Origin of the sequence: Dactylosporangium sp. NPDC048998, from assembly GCF_043197855.1 — a bacterium.
GTDB lineage: Bacteria > Actinomycetota > Actinomycetes > Mycobacteriales > Micromonosporaceae > Dactylosporangium.
The window spans coordinates 18,165-33,776 of sequence record NZ_JBICTV010000014.1 but is presented as its reverse complement, the minus strand read 5'-3'; the positions used below and the strand labels follow the sequence as shown (position 1 = coordinate 33,776).

The following is a 15,612-nucleotide window of genomic DNA, read 5'->3' as shown; positions in this document are numbered from 1 at the left end:
CGTGAATTGTTTGACCGGAGGCTCCGTCGACGCCGGACAACGACGTTCAGACTACACATTGATGATCTGCACTGCCACATACGGTGATGGTGCGGACACCGGCCGACACTGCAGGCCTCTGACGAGGCACGGGGAAGGCCGAGCCATCTCCTCCGTAGGACGGAAAGGACTCGGGAATGCGAAGGACGGGAACGCGAAGGAACGTGCGGAAGCACAAATCGCTACTCGCCGCCGCCGTGGGATTGACGGCGGCGGTCGCCATCGCCACGCCGGCGTGGGCCGTATCTGTGGGTGGCGGCGATTGGGATTACGGCATCTCCCTCGGCTTCAACTACTCGTACTACCAGCACTACTACAACAACCACAGCTCCTCGGTGAACTCGAACGGAACCGTCGCCGTTAGCGGCTGCCAGACGCCCGGCAACCTGGCCGCGGCCCGGACCTGGGAGAGCCTGTACAACAACAAGGCGTACTGGAACAACGCCTGCTGACAAGTTCGACAACGCGGGGTGTCGCCGTCGGTGGCACCCCGCCCTTGGGACAGGGGCGAGGGCATGCTGCACAGGGCGATTACATTCGCGTACGCGGTGCTGATGGTGGTGTCCGCAGCGATGGCGTTCATCGTCATGCGGTACTTCGACGACATGACGGTAACTGGCCCGGCGTTCGTCATCGGCTTCGACCGGTCGGACAACGGTGCGCCCGGACCGCAGGTCGCCGCCATGGTGGAGCAGTTCGCCCGCGACCGGCGAGTAAACATCGGGCGCATCTCCAGCGATCCGCGCGACGCGGGCAGCCGGTACCTCTGCCTGGCGGTCGGCGATCCCGGCGCGGAGTCGGCCCGATGGCTGGAGCACGGCTACCCGTACTTCAGTCGGGACGCGAAGATCGAGATGCGGCCGTACGCGGAGGTCGCCAACGCCCATCCGGACGGCCTGTACTTCGTCTACGGCCCGGAACCGGCTGCGACGGCGCTGCTGGAGCAGTTCAAGCTGCTCGGGTACCCGGGCCAGATCCAGCGGTCGTTCACCCCGGTGGAGCTCGTGGGGCAGTACGGCAACGGCCTGCTGCTGCGCACCGCGTTCGTCGTGGGATTCGCCATCATCCTGCTCGTGGCGGCCGCCGTCACGCTCAACGCCAAGTCGTACGGCATCCAACGACTGCACGGCCGGTCCTTCACCTCCGTCCTGTCGCGCGACCTGCGCCAGCTAGCCCGGTTCGCCGCCGGCGCCGCCGCGGTCGTATGCGCGCTGACGGTCGCCGCGCTGTACCTCTACAACGGGATGCACCGGATCGACTCGTTCGCGTCGGTCGCGCTGCTGTTCGCCGGCGCGTACCTGGCCGTCGCGCTGATGACCCACGTAGTGACCCTGGCGCTGATCCACCGAGACGAGATCCTCAACGCCGTCATCGGCGAGGTGACGGCCGACTGGGCCGTCGTCGGGTCCTACGTCCTGCGGGTCGCGGCCGTCGCGCTGACGTTCTCGGTCGGCACCGCCACCATCGTCAGCGGGGCCGCGCTGAGCGAGGAACGCCGGCATGCCGTGGCGTGGGAGCCGCTCAGCGGGCTGTACTTCATGCGGATCAGCAGCGCCACCCTCGACGAGCGCAATGGCGCGGCGATCTCCGGTCGCCTCGGCCAGTGGGTCCGCGCGGCCGATGCCCGCAACGAGGTCACGCTCGCGTGGCGCCAGCACTCGGGCAACCTCATGACCCGCACGGCCGGGCAGGACGTGCTCGTGGTCAATGAGAAGTACATCGCCGACCACGCCGTCTACGACACCGCTGGCGCGCCGGTCCGGCCGAGCGCCGGCGACGCGATCAGGGTCCTGCTCCCGCAGCGGTACGCAGCGCAGTCGGCCGGCATCGACGTCGAGGTCACCGAATGGGTCAAGTTCATGGCGTCGAGGTCAGCCAGCCGGTCGGCGGCACCCATCATCAGGCTCGAGACGGTCCGCGGCGGGCAGGCCCTGCCGTCCTTCACCCAGTCAGCCGACGAAGGCGCCTTCACCGTCACCGACCTGATCGTCGTCGTGGTCCCCGCGGCCTCCGGGGTGATCCCGGACGACGAGTACACCGCCGCCGCATCCCGCGGCGAGGTCCTCGTCGAGGACCCGGACGGGGCGATGGCGAGCCTGGCCCAGGCCGGTCTCGGCGCATACGTGCTCGGCATGAGCCCGTTCGCGCAGGAGGCCGCCGACCGGTACCGCGACGCCAAGCTCGAATTCGGACTGCAGGTGTTCAATCTCGTGGTCACCGTCGGCCTGCTCCTGATCACCGCGGTTGCCCTCGCGATCGTGTACTGCCGGCGCAACGCCCAGGCGCTGTTCGCGAAGTACGTCAGCGGGTGGAGCTTCGTGCGCGCACACCGGTGGCCGTTGCTCATCGAGAGCGGGCTCGGGCTCGCGCTCATGGTGTGGAGCTGGCACAGCACGTCGTCGGCGATCGACCGGTACCAGCAGCCGGGCAGTCCCCCGCCACCGGTCGGACTGCTGCCCCTGCACGGCTGGGAGCCGCTGCTGGCGGGCGGTGTCGCGGCGGCGTGCGTGGCGGTCTTCACGGTGGTGCTGCTGCGCACCCACGCCGCCTTCGTCAGGACACACTCGGCCGGTCTCGCCTGACCGGTCCCTCCCGGGACAAGAGGAAGAACCGTGATCAACGTCAGCGGCATCAGCAAGTCGTTCGGCACCCGCCACCTCTGGACGGACCTGTCCTTCACCGTCGAGCCGGGGCAGATGATGGCGGTGACCGGCCCCAGCGGCTGCGGCAAGTCAACCGTCCTGCACTGCCTAGGCACGCTGGAAGCGGTCGACGCGGGACGGATCGTCATCGGCGGCACCAACATCACCGGCGCCGGCTCCGGTGCGCGCCGCCGCTTCCGCCGCGACGTCCTGGGCTACCTGTTCCAGAACTACGCCCTGATCGACAATGCCACCGTGGCGTTCAACGTGAGCGTCGCGATCACCGCCCGCGGCAACCGCGCGGGCCGCGGCGCCGCCATCGAGGCCGCCCTCGGCCGGGTCGGTCTCGCCGGGCGCGGCGAGGAGATGGTGTACCAGCTCAGCGGCGGCGAACAGCAGCGCGTCGCGGTGGCCCGCCTCCTAGCCAAAAGACCAGGCGTGATCCTCGCCGACGAGCCGACCGGTGCGCTGGACAGCGACAACGCCACCCTGGTAATTAGCCTACTGAGGCAGTTGGCCGACGACGGAAGCACCGTCGTCCTCGCCACCCACAGCGACCACGCCGCCGGAGCCTGCGACACGACCCTGGACCTGGGCGCCGGACCGCTGATGAACTCCTTCCGTCCCGCCGGCACCCTTGGATGACGAAGAACCACGAGCCGGGTTCGGCCGGATCGACAAACGTGAGGCCGCCGCCGGGCGGATCGAGAACACAGGCCCGGCCTGCAACGGGCGACGGCACCGCGCTGGTCAACATGGCCACCCGCCAGCTCATCGACACGCTCGACAACCGATCCGCGGACAGCCTGGCGGCCTCGCCCAACCACCAGCCCGGCATCGAAGTGATCTGCCGGGACCGGGCCGGCTGTTAGATCAAGGGCGGGAGGTTCCCGTCCCCGAATCGTAAAAGGCCGTCGCGGCGTTCCGGCCGCTCGGAACCGGAAAGCCGCTTCATCACAGCCGTGAAGGGCGGCGCACTGCGGTTTAACGTTGGTAGGCGGCCAGGGCGGCCTGTGCCTCCGCGGCGACCGCCTCGGCGAGTCGCGGCGGGGACACGACGGTGACTTCGGCGCCGAGGCCGAGCACGAACCGGCGGGCCCAGTCGAGGTCGGACGCGCGCAGCGAGACCGTCCAGTGCTCGCCGGGGCCGCGCTCGACGGCTTCGCACGGGTACTGCTCGGTGATCCACCTCGCCCCCCGGCCGACCCGCAGCGTGACCAGGGGCAGGTCGGGGGTGGGGGTGAAGAGGCTGCCGGTGCGCGTGTCGGTGGGGCGGGCCTGGCGCGGCACCTGGGCGGGCTCGTCGAGCTCGACGGAGGCGTCGATGCGGTCGACCCGGAACAGCCGGACGGCCTGGACGCGGCGGCACCACGCCTCCAGATACGCCCAACGCCCCACGACGAGCACCCGCATCGGGTCGACCACGCGCTCGCTGGTCTCGTCCCGGGTCGCGGTGTAGTACGTGATGCGCAGCGCGTGGCGCCGGTCGACGGCGCCGCGCAGTTCCTCGAGGCGGTCGGTGTTGCCGGGCAGCCGGACCGCGACCGGCGCGTCGGCGAGGTCACCGGCGGCGTGCTCGATCTTCGCCAGGGCCCGGTGGACGCCGTCGCCGGTGGTCACGCCCGGGGTCTCGGCGAGCATCCGCAGCGCCACGATGAGCGCAAGCGCCTCGTCGGGCGTGAGGCGCAGCGGGCGGTCGATCCCGGCGTCGTACGTCAGGGTGACGCTGTCGCCGGCCGGCCCGCTACCGAACGCCATGTCGATGAGGTCCCCCGGGCCGTACCCCGGCAGCCCGCACATCCACAGCAGCTCGAGGTCCTCGCGCAGCTGCCGGTCGGTGATCCCCTGGTCGGCCGCGGCCTCGGCGATCGTGACGCCGGGGCGCGCCTGCAGGTAGGGCACCAGATTGAGCAGCCGGCCGAGCCGATCCGCCGAGTTCGTCACGCCGGCACCCCGATCCCGGCGGCGGCCTGGTCGCCGATGGCCGGCGCGTAGGAGGCGGCGACCGCGCGCAGCCGGCGGACCACCTCGTCGCGCACCTCGGGTGGGTCGAGCACGACGACGTCGGCGCCGTAGCCGACCAGCCAGCCGGCGAAGAAGTCCACGTCGGCGTAGCTCAGCGTGAGCCGGTCGCCGTCGGGACCGCTGACGCACCGATCCGCCCAGCGTCGCACGCCGGCCGCGCGCCCGGGGCGCGCCAGGACCGTGGCCCGGCCGGTGCGCTCGACGGGGCCGCTGGAGCGGGCGACGTAGCCGATCAGGTCGACCTTGGGCGGCTCGTAGGCGCCGCGCCGGCCGATGCGCCGCACGCCGCTGACGATCCGCGAGAGCCGGAAGCAGCGCTCGGCGCCGCGGTCGAGGTCGTGGCCGACCACGTACCACCGGCCGCGCCAGCACACCACGCCCCAGGGCTGCAGGCGGCGCACGCCGGCGCCGTCGCGCTCGGGGACCTCGTAGGAGAACGTGACCGCCTGCCGGTCGCGCACCGCCGCGGTCAGCGGCTCGAACGCCGGGTCGACCGTCACCACGGCCTCCACCCCGAGCGTGGCGTGCGGGTCGACGTCGATGCCGCCGGCGCGCAGCTTCGCCAGCCCCGAGGACGCCGCCGCGGCCAGCCCCGTCTGCTGCCACAGCCGCGCGGCGATGCCGACCGCGGCCGCCTCGTCGGGGGCGAGCGGGATGTCGGGCAGCGCATACTCGCGCCGGGCGATGCGATACCCCTGCTCGTTGTCGAAGATGCTGGCGGTGCCCATCTCCAGCGGCACGCCGAGCTCGCGCAGCTCGGACTTGTCCCGCTCGAACTTGCGCTGGAACGCCTCGTGGTCGCGCTCGTCGTTGGGATCGTGCTCGTATCCGGGCACGATGGTGGCGATCTGCTCGGCGGTGAGGAAGCGGCGCGTAGCGAGCAGGCAGATGACCAGATTCACCAGGCGCTCGGTTCGGGTCCGCGACACGGAGCGAACCTACCAGCCCGAACGCCTGTTCTGCGTCGCCCACGCGGTGACCGTTCGCACGGTCACGGCGAATGCGCGCTGTGTCGCTGCGTTACGGTGACGCGGTGATCCGCTGGCGCTGGGGTACCGTCGTCGCCGCCCGCCGCGAGTGGCGCGGCAGTCTCGAGCTCGACGTCACCGTCGAGGCCCGAAGGGCAGAAGATCCCGATTCGGTACGCGCACTGGCCTATCCGGCCCTCGTGGGCACCCCGCGCCCGGGCGACCGCGTCCTGCTCAACCTCAACGCGCTGGCGCTGGGCCTCGGCACCGGCGGGTACGCCCTGGTCGTGGCGATCCCCGACCGCCTGCCCGAGGACGCGGACGCGCCCGGCCACGTGGTGAAGGCGCGGTACACGCCGCTGCAGGCGATCGTCCTGGCCGCCGACGAGGAGGCCTCCCCCCTGCGCGCGGCGCTGGCCGGCACCACCGACCTCGGCGGCATGCCCGTCGTCGTCGCCGACCTGCACTCGGCCCTGCCCGCGGTCGTGGCCGGCGCCCTCGCCGACCGGCCGGAAGCCCGCGTCGCCTACGTCATGACCGACGGCGGCGCCCTGCCCGCCTGGTTCTCCCGCACGCTCGACGCCCTGCGCCCGCTGCTCGCCGGGACGGTCACGACGGGCCAGGCCTTCGGCGGCGACCTCGAGTCGACGAACGTGCACAGCGGCCTCCTCGCGGCCCGCCACGGCCTGCACGCCGACCTGGCGATCGTCACGCAGGGCCCGGGCAACCTGGGTACCGGCACGAGCTGGGGCTTCTCCGGCGTGGCCGCGGGCGAGGCGGTCAACGCGGTGGCGGCGCTGGGCGGGCGCCCGGTCGCGGCCCCGCGCATCTCCGACGCCGACCCCCGCCCCCGCCACCGCGGCGTGTCCCACCACAGCCTGACCGCCTTCGGCCGGGTGGCGCTGGCCCCCGCCGACCTGGTCATGCCGGCCGACCTGGCCCCGGCGCTGGCCGCCGAGGTCCGCGCGGCCCTGGCGACCCTGAGCCCGCCCCATACCGTGGTCGAGGTCCCGTCAGCGGACCTCGCGGCGGCCCTGGCCGCGTTGCCGGTGAAGCTGTCGACGATGGGCCGGACCCTGGCGCAGGACGAGGCCTACTTCCTGTCGGCCGCGGCGGCGGGCCGGCACGCCGCGAAGCTGACCGCTGATATGTCCGCCACTTCGTGACGGACATATCTGACATTTCGGTTATGCACCATTCAGCCGGCCGGCGGGCCGCCCGCAGCGAGCCCCGTCAGGCCTTGGACAGCGCGGCGTTCGCGACCGAGCGCAACTGCCCCAGGTGGTCGGCGCCGGGGGCGGCGGCCACGACCAGGTAGACCGCGACGATCGCCTTCCCCCGCCGCGCCAGCAGCGTCTTCGACCTGTCGCTCAGTGCGGCCTCGCCCACGCCGCCCACCGCATCGAGCGACGCGATCGTCGTCCACAGCTTCTGAGCCTGACCGGCGTCGGCGAACGTGAGGGCGACGACCGTCACCTGGTCCCCCGCCGGGCTGCCGAACGGGCACATCCGGGCGTCGGCGTTGAGGCCGAGCGTCTGCACGGCCTGGGCGTACTGGGCCACCGCGGCCGCGCCGTCGCCCTGGCTGGCCTGGACCGGCAGGCCCGTGGCCTGCTGCACCTGCGCGGCGCTGATCAGGCCGTGGCAGCCGTCGGAGTTGACCACCGGCGGGTGGCTCGGAGACGGTACAGGCCGCAGCGACGCCTCGGCGCTCGGCGCGGGGCCGGCGGGCAGTGGGCTGCGCTTGGTTCCTTCGTCCGTGCAGGCCGCGAGCAGGCAGAGCGCCGCCGCGGCGAGCAGGAACAGCCTCACGCGTAGATCGCGATCAGCACGAAGAACGCGATGATGAGGGCGAGCACGAGGGCGAGCAGCCAGGTCGGGTACTTCGGGCCCACGGTCCGGTTGCGCTCGATCTCCTCGCGGATGCGCTGCAGCCGGCGACCCTGCCGGCTCTTGGCCGGGCGGTCCGGGTTGAAGTCGGCGTTGAGCTTCGGGGGCGGCTGGCCCGGCATGTCGTCCATAGGCGGGCCAGCCTAACGCCCGTCAGCCTCGTACGTCACAAGCCTCCCGTAACAACCCGGCTCACATGCTGGCGATGAGCCGGTCGACCCGCTCGTCGTAGGCGCGGAACGGGTCCTTGCACAGCACGGTGCGCTGTGCCTGGTCGTTGAGCTTCAGGTGCACCCAGTCGACGGTGAAGTCGCGGCGGCGCTCCTGGGCGTGGCGGATGAACTCGCCCCGCAGGCGGGCCCGGGTGGTCTGCGGCGGGGTCTCCTTCGCCTCGAAGATCTCCAGGTCGGTGGCGACCCGGTCGACCGCCCCGCGCTTCTCCAGCAGCCCGTAGAGGCCCCGGCCGCGGCGCAGGTCGTGGTAGGCGAGGTCCATCTGCGCGACCCGCGGGTGCGACAGCGGCAGGTCGTGCTTGGCCTGGTACCGCTCGATGACGCCGAGCTTGGTCACCCAGTCGACCTCGCGCTCGACATCCTTGTGGTTGCCGGTCTCGACCGCGCCCAGCACCCGGCCCCACAGGTCCATGACCCGCTTCGTCGCCGCGTCGGCGCCCCGGCGGTCCAGGAACTCGGTGGCCTTGTCGAAGTACTCCTGCTGGATCTCCAGCGCCGAGATCTCCTTGCCGCTGGCCAGGCGCACCCGCCGCCGGCCGGTGATGTCGTGCGACACCTCCCGGATCGCGCGGATCGGGTTTTCCAGCGACAGGTCGCGCATCGCGACGCCGGCCTCGATCATCCGCAGCACGATGTCGGCGGTGCCGACCTTGAGCAGGGTGGTGACCTCGTTCATGTTCGAGTCGCCGACGATGACGTGCAGGCGGCGGTAGCGCTCGGCGTCGGCGTGCGGCTCGTCGCGGGTGTTGATGATCGGGCGGGACCGGGTGGTCGCCGACGAGACGCCCTCCCAGATGTGCTCGGCGCGCTGCGACAGGCAGTAGACGGCGCCGCGCGGGGTCTGCAGCACCTTGCCGGCGCCGCAGATGAGCTGGCGGGTGACCAGGAACGGGATCAGGATATCGGCCAGGCGGCCAAACTCGCCGTGCCGGCTGACCAGGTAGTTCTCGTGGCACCCGTAGGAGTTGCCGGCGGAGTCGGTGTTGTTCTTGAACAGGTAGATCTCGCCCGCGATCCCCTCGTCGTGCAGGCGGCGCTCGGCGTCGACCAGCAGCCCTTCGAGGATCCGCTCACCGGCCCGGTCGTGGACGACCAGGTCGGGCACCGAGTCGCACTCGGGCGTGGCGTATTCCGGGTGGGAGCCCACATCCAGGTAGAGGCGCGCGCCGTTGCGCAGGAAGACGTTGCTGGAACGGCCCCACGACACGACGCGCCGGAACAGATAGCGGGCGACCTCGTCCGGGGACAGGCGGCGCTGCCCCCGGTAGGTGCACGTGACCCCGTATTCGGTCTCAAGGCCGAAAATTCGCCGGTCCATGTACAGACATTAGCCGCCGGGGACCGGATTCGAACCTATTGGGACCTGAGACTTTCCGTATAGCCCTGGCAGGTGGCGTAGTCGGGCAGGCGGCCGGCGTCGCGCAACTGCGCCAGCGTGGGCGCCGCCGCGTCGCGCGCCGACAGGGTCGGGTCGGCGGCCGGCCAGGCGATGGCGAGGTCCGGGTCCAGCGGGTGGACGCCGTGCTCACCCGTCGGGTTGTACGTCTCGGAGCACATGTAGGTGAGGGTGGCGTCGTCGGTGAGGGCGCAGAAGCCGTGGCCGAGACCCTCCGAGAGGTACACCGCCCGCCGGTCGACGTCGTCGAGCTGGACGCCCTCCCAGCGGCCGAACGTCGGGGATCCGACTCGCAGGTCCACGACGACGTCGAGCACGGCGCCCCGGGTGCAGGTGACGTACTTGGCCTGCCCCGGCGGGACGTCGGCGAAGTGGATGCCGCGCACGACCCCGCGCGCGGAGACCGAGAGGTTGCCCTGCGCCAGGCGCAGCGGGTGGCCGACCTCGGCGGCCAGGTGGTCGAAGCGGTAGAACTCCGTGAACAGGCCGCGGGGATCCCCGTGCAGCACTGGGATTATCTCCCAGGCGCCGCCGATCGAGAGCTGTCGGATCTTCACGTGCTGGCTCCGTAGCGTGTCGGTCATGTTTGCGGGTGCGATTCTGCGGCGCGCCGCTCAATTCTTCCAATCGAGCAGGTGGAGCAGGTATTCGCCGTATCCGCTCTTGCGCAGCGGCTCGGCGAGCTCCCGCAGCCGCTCGTCGGTGATCAGGCCGGCCCGCCAGCAGGCCTCCTCGACACAGCCGATCTTGAACCCCTGCCGCTCCTCGATGACCCGGACGAACTCGGCGGCCTGCACCATCGTGTTGAACGTACCCGTGTCCAGCCAGGCTGTGCCACGGTCCAGCACGACCACGTGCAGCTCGTCGCGCACCAGGTAGGCGGCGTTGACGGCGGTGATCTCCAGCTCGCCGCGGTCGCTGGGCTTGAGGTCGCGGGCGATCTGCACGACGCGGTTGTCGTAGAAGTACAGCCCGGGGACGGCGTAGCGGGACTTGGGCCGGGCCGGCTTCTCCTCGATCGACAGGACCCGGCCGTCCGGGGCGAACTCGACGACGCCGTAGTCCTGCGGGTTGGCCACCGGGTAGGCGAAGACGCGCCCGCCCTTGACGTCGGCGTTGTCGGACAGGCGCTGGCCGAGCGCGGCGCCGTGGAAGATGTTGTCGCCGAGCACCAGCGCCACGGTGTCGTCGCCGATGAAGTCGGCGCCGATGATGAACGCCTGGGCCAGGCCCTCGGGGCGTGGTTGCGCAGCGTAGCTGATCCGCAGCCCCCACTGGCCGCCGTCGCCGAGCAGCCGCCGGAACTGTTCGGAGTCCTCCGGGGTGGTGATGACGAGGATCTCGTGGATGCCCGCCATCACCAGCGTGGTGAGCGGGTAGTAGATCATCGGCTTGTCGAAGACGGGCATCAGCTGCTTCGACACGGCCTTGGTCAGGGGCCACAGACGTGAGCCGGTCCCACCGGCGAGGATGATGCCACGCACCCGGCCACCTTACGGGCTGTGCACAGCCGGGGTCGACTCGGACGCGACCCGGTTGGACTAGACTCCCGATCCCGTGAGAATCCTCGTCACCGGCGGCGCCGGTTTCATCGGCTCGCATTACGTGCGCACCCTGCTGAGCGGCGGTTATCCCGCGTACGCCGGTGTTGCTGTGACCGTCCTCGACAAGCTCACCTATTCGGGTAACCGCGAGAACCTCGCCCCGGTCGCCGGCGACCCGGCCCTGGAGTTCGTGGAGGGCGACATCTGCGACGCCGCGCTCGTCGGCGAGCTGATGCCCGGCCACGACGCGGTCGTGCACTTCGCCGCGGAGTCGCACGTCGACCGCTCGATCCTCGGCGCCGGCCCGTTCGTGACGACCAACGTGCTCGGCACCCAGGTGCTGCTCGACGCGGCCCGCGCGGCCGGGGTCGGGCGTTTCCTGCACGTGTCGACCGACGAGGTCTACGGCTCGATCCAGGAGGGGTCCTGGACCGAGGAGTGGCCGCTGTCGCCGAACTCGCCGTACTCGGCCTCCAAGGCCGGCTCCGACCTGCTGGCGCTGGCCTACCACCGCACCCACGGCATGGAGGTGGTGGTGACCCGCTGCTCGAACAACTACGGCCACTACCAGTTCCCCGAGAAGGTGATTCCGCTCTTCGTCACCAACCTGATCGACGGCGCGCAGGTGCCGCTGTACGGCGACGGGGGCAACATCCGCGACTGGCTGCACGTGTCCGACCACTGCGCCGGCATCCAGCTCGTCCTGGAGAAGGGGCGCGCCGGCGAGGTCTACAACATCGGCGGCGGGCGCGAGCTGACCAACCGTGAGCTGACCGAGATCCTGCTCGCGGCGACCGGGCGTGACTGGGAGTCGTCGGTCCGTTACGTCGAGGACCGCAAGGGCCACGACCGGCGATACTCGCTGAGCATCGACAAGATCAGCAACGAGCTCGGCTACACCCCCCAGGTGACCTTCGAGCGGGGCATCGCCGAGACGGTGACCTGGTACACGGAGAACCGCGGCTGGTGGGAGCCGCTCAAGGCCCGCGCCGCCCTGGGCGTGTGACCATGACCCGTTTCCTGGTGACCGGGGCCGGCGGCATGCTCGGCCACGATCTGCTGGACGTTCTGGACGGGCGGGACGTCACCGCCGCGACCCGGGCCGAACTGGACATCACGGACGCGGCGAAGGTCCGCGACCTGGTCGAGGGGCACGACGTGGTCCTCAACGCCGCCGCCTGGACCGACGTCGACGGCGCGGAATCGGACGAAGCGGGCGCAACCGCCGTCAACGGTACGGCCGTCGCCGCCCTCGCCGCCGCCTGCGCCGCGACCGGGGCGCGGCTGGTGCACGTCTCCACCGACTACGTGTTCGCCGGCGACGCGACCAGCCCGTACGCCGAGGACGCGCCGACCGCGCCGCTGAACGCGTACGGCCGCAGCAAGCTCGCCGGCGAGCGGGCCGTGCTCGGCACGCTGCCCGGGACCGGCTACGTGGTGCGCACCGCGTGGCTCTACGGCGCGCACGGGAAGAACTTCGTGCGCACGATGCTGCGCCTGGCCGGCGAGCGCGACTACGTCGAGGTGGTCGACGACCAGGTCGGCCAGCCGACGTGGTCGCGGGACCTCGCCGAGCGGATGGTCGCCCTGGCCGGCGCGGCCCTGCAGGGCGCGCCCGGCGGGGTGTACCACGCCACCGCCTCCGGCCAGACCTCGTGGCACGGGCTGGCCGAGGCCGTCTTCGCCGAGGCCGGCCACGACCCGGCCCGCGTGCGGCGCACCACGAGCGCCGCGTACGCTCGCCCCGCGCCCCGCCCGTCGTACAGCGTGCTCGGCCACGACCGCTGGGCCGCCGCGAGCCTGGCGCCGATGCGCCCGTGGCGTGACATGCTGACCGCGGCGCTCGCCGACCCGGCGTTCGCCGCCCGACCGGAAGGAGGACCGCGGTGAAGCTCACGATCGTGACCGGACTGACCGCGCTGGCCGTCCTCGCGTTCATGGTCGAACTGCTGCGCCGCCGGCAGCTGCAGGAGAAGTACGCGATCCTGTGGCTCGCCGTCAGCGTCCTGATCGTGCCGCTGGCGTTCTTCCCGTTCCTCACCGACAATCTGGCCAAGGCGCTCGGCATCCTCTCCGGCGTGAGCCTGGTGCTGTTCCTCGGCATCGTCTTCCTGCTGCTGGTGACCGTGCACCTGAGCTGGGAGGTCAGCCGGCTCGAGGAGGAGACACGCACGCTGGCCGAGGACCTCGCGCTGCTGCGCAGCGAGCTGGGCCGGCCTCGACCCAAGGACTGGGCCCAGGACTCGGCCGTCCAGGAGCCGGCCGACCCGTCCGCCGAGGAGGTGGCCCCGGATGGTCAACGGTAAGCGCGTCCTGATCATCATCCCGGCCTGGAACGAGGCCGCCTCGATCGCGGACGTCGTGCGCGAGGTGCACGGCGAGCTGCCGTCGGTGGACATCATCGTGGTCGACGACGGCTCGACCGACGACACCGCCGCGCGGGCCGCCTCGGCCGGCGCGATCGTCGCCCGGCTGCCGTTCAACCTCGGCGTCGGCGGCGCGATGCGCACCGGCTACCGGTACGCCCGCGACCACGGCTACGACGTGGCCATCCAGGTCGACGCGGACGGCCAGCACGACCCGCGGTACATCCCGAAGCTCGTCGACGCGCTCGACGAGCACGACCTGGTCATCGGCGCCCGGTTCGCGGGCGAGGGCGGCTACAGCGTCAAGGGCCCGCGCAAGTGGGCGATGAAGATGCTCTCGGCGGTGCTGTCGCGGCTGTCGAGGACGCGGCTGACCGACACGACGTCGGGCCACCGGGCGTGCAACCGGCGCCTGATCGAGTTCTTCGCGCACTGGTATCCGGCCGAGTACCTCGGCGACACGATCGAGGTCCTGGTCCGGGTGGCCCGCAACGGCTACAAGGTCACCCAGATCCCGGTCGCGATGCGCCCCCGGATGGCCGGCACGCCGAGCAACTCCCCCGTGAAGGCGACGATCTACCTGGGCCGCGCGTTCATCGTGCTCCTGCTGGCCATCATCCGCGCTTGACGGTACGACAACGAAGACAGGCCGGGCCACCGCGGCCCGGCCTGTCGCGTCTGCGCGCCCGCCTACTCGGACGCGGTCGAACCGGAGCCCTCCTCCGGCTTCGGCGACTCCGCGGGCTCGGCCGGGCCGGAGGCGTTGTCGGCCGGGGTGCCCGGCGAGGCCGGCGGCTGGGGCTTGTCCTCCAGGCCGCCCTCCACGTCGGGGCTCTTCGTCGCCGACGTGTCCTCGAGGATCGCGGTCAGCGCCAGGCCGGTGAGGCGGCGGAACGTGCGGCCGGGGCGGTTGCGGTCCAGGACCGCGACCTCCAGCTGGTTGGCCGCCAGCTTGCGCGGCTGGCCGCCCTCGCCGCCGACGCTGGCCAGACCCTCGACCGCCAGCTTCAGGGCCTCAGCGAGCGTCTGGTCGGGCCGGAGGCGGGTTTTCACGGCGCCGGAGATGGCGTCGGACTGCCCGCCCATGGTGACGAGGCCGGGCTCGTCCTGCACGGAGCCGTCGTAGGTGATCCGGTACAGCTCGTCCTCGGCCGCGGTGGCGCCGGCCTCGGCGACGCAGATCTCCACCTCGTACGGCTTCTGCTCCTGGGTGAAGATCGCGCCCAGGGTGCGCGCGTAGGCGTTGGCGATCTGCCGGCCGGTCACGTCGCTGCGGCCGTAGGAGTACCCGTGCAGGTCGGCGAGGCGCACGCCGGCGGAGCGGAGGTTCTCGAACTCGGGGTAGCGGCCGACGGCGGCGAAGCCGATCCGGTCGTAGATCTCGCTGACCTTGTGCAGCGCGGTCGACAGGTTCTCGGCGACGAACAGCACGCCGCCCTCGTAGCTGAGCACCACGACACTGCGACCACGGGCGATGCCCTTGCGCGCGTATTCCGAGCGGTCCCGCATGATCTGCTCGGGCGAGGCGTAGAACTGCATGGCCACGGTGGCGAGTTCTCCTTCTGCTGGTGGGAGGGCTAAGGACTCAGGAGCCGGGGTTCTCGGCGCGCTCGGCGATGATCTGCTCGGCGACGGCGCGGGTCTCGTCGTCGGAGTACCGGCGGGTGCCCTCGACGGTCGCCGTCATGATGACCGGGAAGATGCCCCGCAGCAGGTCGGGCCCGCCGGTCGCGGTGTCGTCGTCGGCGGCGTCGTAGAGCGCCTCGATGGCGAGCTTCACGGCCTCCTCGGTGGTCACGCCTGGGCGGTACCGCTTCTTGAGCGACGACTTGGCGAACAGCGAGCCGGAGCCGATGGAGTCGTAGCCGCGCTCCTCGTAGACGCCGCCGGCGACGTCGAAGCTGAAGATGCGCCCGGCCTTGTCGACGCTCTTGGCGTCCAGGTCGAAGCCGGCGAACAGCGGCACGACGGCGAGGCCCTGCATCGCGGCGCCGAGGTTGTTGCGGACCATGCTGGCCAGGCGGTTGGCCTTGCCCTCCAGCGAGAGCATGCTGCTCTCGATCTTCTCGTAGTGCTCCAGCTCGACCTGGAACAGGCGCATCATCTCCAGGCCGAAGCCCGCGGTGCCGGCCATGCCGACCAGCGAGTAGGCGTCGGCGGCGAAGACCTTCTCGATGTCGCGCTGGGCGATCAGGTTGCCCATGGTGGCGCGCCGGTCGCCGCCCATGAGCACGCCGTCGGCGCAGCAGATCGCGACGATGGTGGTGGCGTGCGCGCTCACGTCGGCGGCCATCCCCGGCGGCAGCGGCCGCCGCCCAGGGAGCATCTCGGGGGCCACCTCGGAGAGGAACTCGCTGAACGACGAGGTCCCGGCGGCGTGAAACGCGGCGGGCAGGCGCCCTGAGTGGTCAAGACCCGTCGGCAACGGAGCTCCTCCTTCGACCTTCGACCGGAGTGATCGACTGTGGTGGGCCAACAATACGCCGCGGGGACGCCTACAAGCGGCGCG

At 71.5% G+C, this 15,612-nt stretch carries 18 protein-coding genes; 9 read left to right on the top strand and 9 right to left on the bottom strand.

Annotated elements, in window-relative coordinates:
• Positions 1 to 203 precede the first annotated feature (203 nt).
• From ACGFI8_RS28120 to ACGFI8_RS28105, 4 genes are all read left to right on the top strand, one after another.
• The gene (locus ACGFI8_RS28120; protein ID WP_392809390.1) at positions 204 to 491 is read left to right on the top strand and encodes a lactococcin 972 family bacteriocin; all 288 of its coding nucleotides are present in this window, start codon (positions 204 to 206) and stop codon (positions 489 to 491) included.
• Positions 492 to 554: 63 nt separating this feature from the next.
• Positions 555 to 2,621 (top strand): hypothetical protein, encoded by a 2,067-nt coding sequence (locus ACGFI8_RS28115; protein ID WP_392809389.1) that lies wholly within the window; start codon positions 555 to 557, stop codon positions 2,619 to 2,621.
• 30 nt (positions 2,622 to 2,651) lie between these two features.
• Positions 2,652 to 3,326, top strand: coding sequence for an ABC transporter ATP-binding protein (locus ACGFI8_RS28110; protein ID WP_392809387.1), 675 nt, complete (start codon positions 2,652 to 2,654; stop codon positions 3,324 to 3,326).
• A gap of 38 nt (positions 3,327 to 3,364) precedes the next feature.
• A complete protein-coding gene (locus ACGFI8_RS28105) occupies positions 3,365 to 3,553 on the top strand; it encodes a hypothetical protein (protein ID WP_392809385.1) in 189 nt (62 codons plus the stop codon).
• Positions 3,554 to 3,665: 112 nt separating this feature from the next.
• Here the strand turns inward: ACGFI8_RS28105 and ACGFI8_RS28100 are convergent, their stop codons facing one another.
• A complete protein-coding gene (locus ACGFI8_RS28100) occupies positions 3,666 to 4,625 on the bottom strand; it encodes a helix-turn-helix transcriptional regulator (RefSeq protein ID WP_392809383.1) in 960 nt (319 codons plus the stop codon).
• Positions 4,622 to 5,635, bottom strand: a complete 1,014-nt coding sequence (locus tag ACGFI8_RS28095; protein WP_392809381.1) for a helix-turn-helix transcriptional regulator — start codon at positions 5,633 to 5,635, stop codon at positions 4,622 to 4,624. The genes ACGFI8_RS28100 and ACGFI8_RS28095 overlap by 4 nt, the downstream gene beginning before the upstream one ends.
• A gap of 104 nt (positions 5,636 to 5,739) precedes the next feature.
• Here ACGFI8_RS28095 and ACGFI8_RS28090 point away from each other — a divergent pair, with 104 nt between their 5' ends.
• The gene (locus ACGFI8_RS28090; protein ID WP_392809633.1) at positions 5,740 to 6,840 is read left to right on the top strand and encodes a DUF3866 family protein; all 1,101 of its coding nucleotides are present in this window, start codon (positions 5,740 to 5,742) and stop codon (positions 6,838 to 6,840) included.
• Between the two features lie 67 nt (positions 6,841 to 6,907).
• Here the strand turns inward: ACGFI8_RS28090 and ACGFI8_RS28085 are convergent, their stop codons facing one another.
• The 5 genes from ACGFI8_RS28085 to rfbA form a co-directional block, all read right to left on the bottom strand.
• Entirely contained in the window at positions 6,908 to 7,486 is a 579-nt protein-coding gene (locus ACGFI8_RS28085) for a hypothetical protein (protein WP_392809380.1), read from the bottom strand.
• The gene (locus ACGFI8_RS28080) at positions 7,483 to 7,695 is read right to left on the bottom strand and encodes a hypothetical protein (RefSeq protein ID WP_392809379.1); all 213 of its coding nucleotides are present in this window, start codon (positions 7,693 to 7,695) and stop codon (positions 7,483 to 7,485) included. Before ACGFI8_RS28080 ends, ACGFI8_RS28085 begins: the two co-directional genes overlap by 4 nt.
• A gap of 61 nt (positions 7,696 to 7,756) precedes the next feature.
• The gene (gene pafA / locus ACGFI8_RS28075) at positions 7,757 to 9,115 is read right to left on the bottom strand and encodes a Pup--protein ligase (protein WP_392809378.1); all 1,359 of its coding nucleotides are present in this window, start codon (positions 9,113 to 9,115) and stop codon (positions 7,757 to 7,759) included.
• A 35-nt stretch (positions 9,116 to 9,150) separates the two neighbouring features.
• On the bottom strand, positions 9,151 to 9,750 hold the full coding sequence (locus ACGFI8_RS28070; protein ID WP_392809377.1) for a dTDP-4-dehydrorhamnose 3,5-epimerase family protein: 600 nt from the start codon (positions 9,748 to 9,750) through the stop codon (positions 9,151 to 9,153).
• 57 nt (positions 9,751 to 9,807) lie between these two features.
• Positions 9,808 to 10,677: a glucose-1-phosphate thymidylyltransferase RfbA gene (gene rfbA, locus ACGFI8_RS28065; protein WP_392809376.1), complete on the bottom strand. Its 870-nt coding sequence runs from the start codon at positions 10,675 to 10,677 to the stop codon at positions 9,808 to 9,810.
• Positions 10,678 to 10,750: 73 nt separating this feature from the next.
• On the opposite strand from rfbA, the gene rfbB reads away from it, so the two are divergent.
• Genes rfbB through ACGFI8_RS28045 form a run of 4 tightly spaced genes read left to right on the top strand, consistent with a single transcriptional unit; the run spans position 10,751 to position 13,731 of the window.
• Complete coding sequence (rfbB, locus tag ACGFI8_RS28060; RefSeq protein ID WP_392809374.1) at positions 10,751 to 11,743, top strand: dTDP-glucose 4,6-dehydratase; 993 nt, start codon at positions 10,751 to 10,753, stop codon at positions 11,741 to 11,743.
• Positions 11,744 to 11,745: 2 nt separating this feature from the next.
• A complete protein-coding gene (gene rfbD / locus ACGFI8_RS28055; protein WP_392809632.1) occupies positions 11,746 to 12,627 on the top strand; it encodes a dTDP-4-dehydrorhamnose reductase in 882 nt (293 codons plus the stop codon).
• A complete protein-coding gene (locus tag ACGFI8_RS28050; RefSeq protein WP_392809373.1) occupies positions 12,624 to 13,043 on the top strand; it encodes a DUF2304 domain-containing protein in 420 nt (139 codons plus the stop codon). Before rfbD ends, ACGFI8_RS28050 begins: the two co-directional genes overlap by 4 nt.
• Positions 13,030 to 13,731, top strand: coding sequence for a glycosyltransferase family 2 protein (locus ACGFI8_RS28045; RefSeq protein WP_392809372.1), 702 nt, complete (start codon positions 13,030 to 13,032; stop codon positions 13,729 to 13,731). The genes ACGFI8_RS28050 and ACGFI8_RS28045 overlap by 14 nt, the downstream gene beginning before the upstream one ends.
• A 62-nt stretch (positions 13,732 to 13,793) precedes the next feature.
• Here ACGFI8_RS28045 and prcA read toward each other — a convergent pair whose 3' ends face one another.
• On the bottom strand, positions 13,794 to 14,648 hold the full coding sequence (prcA, locus tag ACGFI8_RS28040) for a proteasome subunit alpha (RefSeq protein ID WP_392809371.1): 855 nt from the start codon (positions 14,646 to 14,648) through the stop codon (positions 13,794 to 13,796).
• A gap of 40 nt (positions 14,649 to 14,688) precedes the next feature.
• Positions 14,689 to 15,528: a proteasome subunit beta gene (gene prcB, locus ACGFI8_RS28035; RefSeq protein WP_392809370.1), complete on the bottom strand. Its 840-nt coding sequence runs from the start codon at positions 15,526 to 15,528 to the stop codon at positions 14,689 to 14,691.
• Positions 15,529 to 15,612: the final 84 nt, after the last annotated feature.

Excerpts from the sequence above, each read along its gene's own strand:
- pafA (WP_392809378.1), bottom strand. The coding sequence starts at position 9,115 with ATGGACCGGCGAATTTTCGGCCTTGAGACCGAATACGGGGTCACGTGC.
- rfbD (WP_392809632.1), top strand. The coding sequence starts at position 11,746 with ATGACCCGTTTCCTGGTGACCGGGGCCGGCGGCATGCTCGGCCACGAT.
- ACGFI8_RS28080 (WP_392809379.1), bottom strand. The coding sequence starts at position 7,695 with ATGGACGACATGCCGGGCCAGCCGCCCCCGAAGCTCAACGCCGACTTC.
- ACGFI8_RS28045 (WP_392809372.1), top strand. The coding sequence starts at position 13,030 with ATGGTCAACGGTAAGCGCGTCCTGATCATCATCCCGGCCTGGAACGAG.
- ACGFI8_RS28115 (WP_392809389.1), top strand. The coding sequence starts at position 555 with ATGCTGCACAGGGCGATTACATTCGCGTACGCGGTGCTGATGGTGGTG.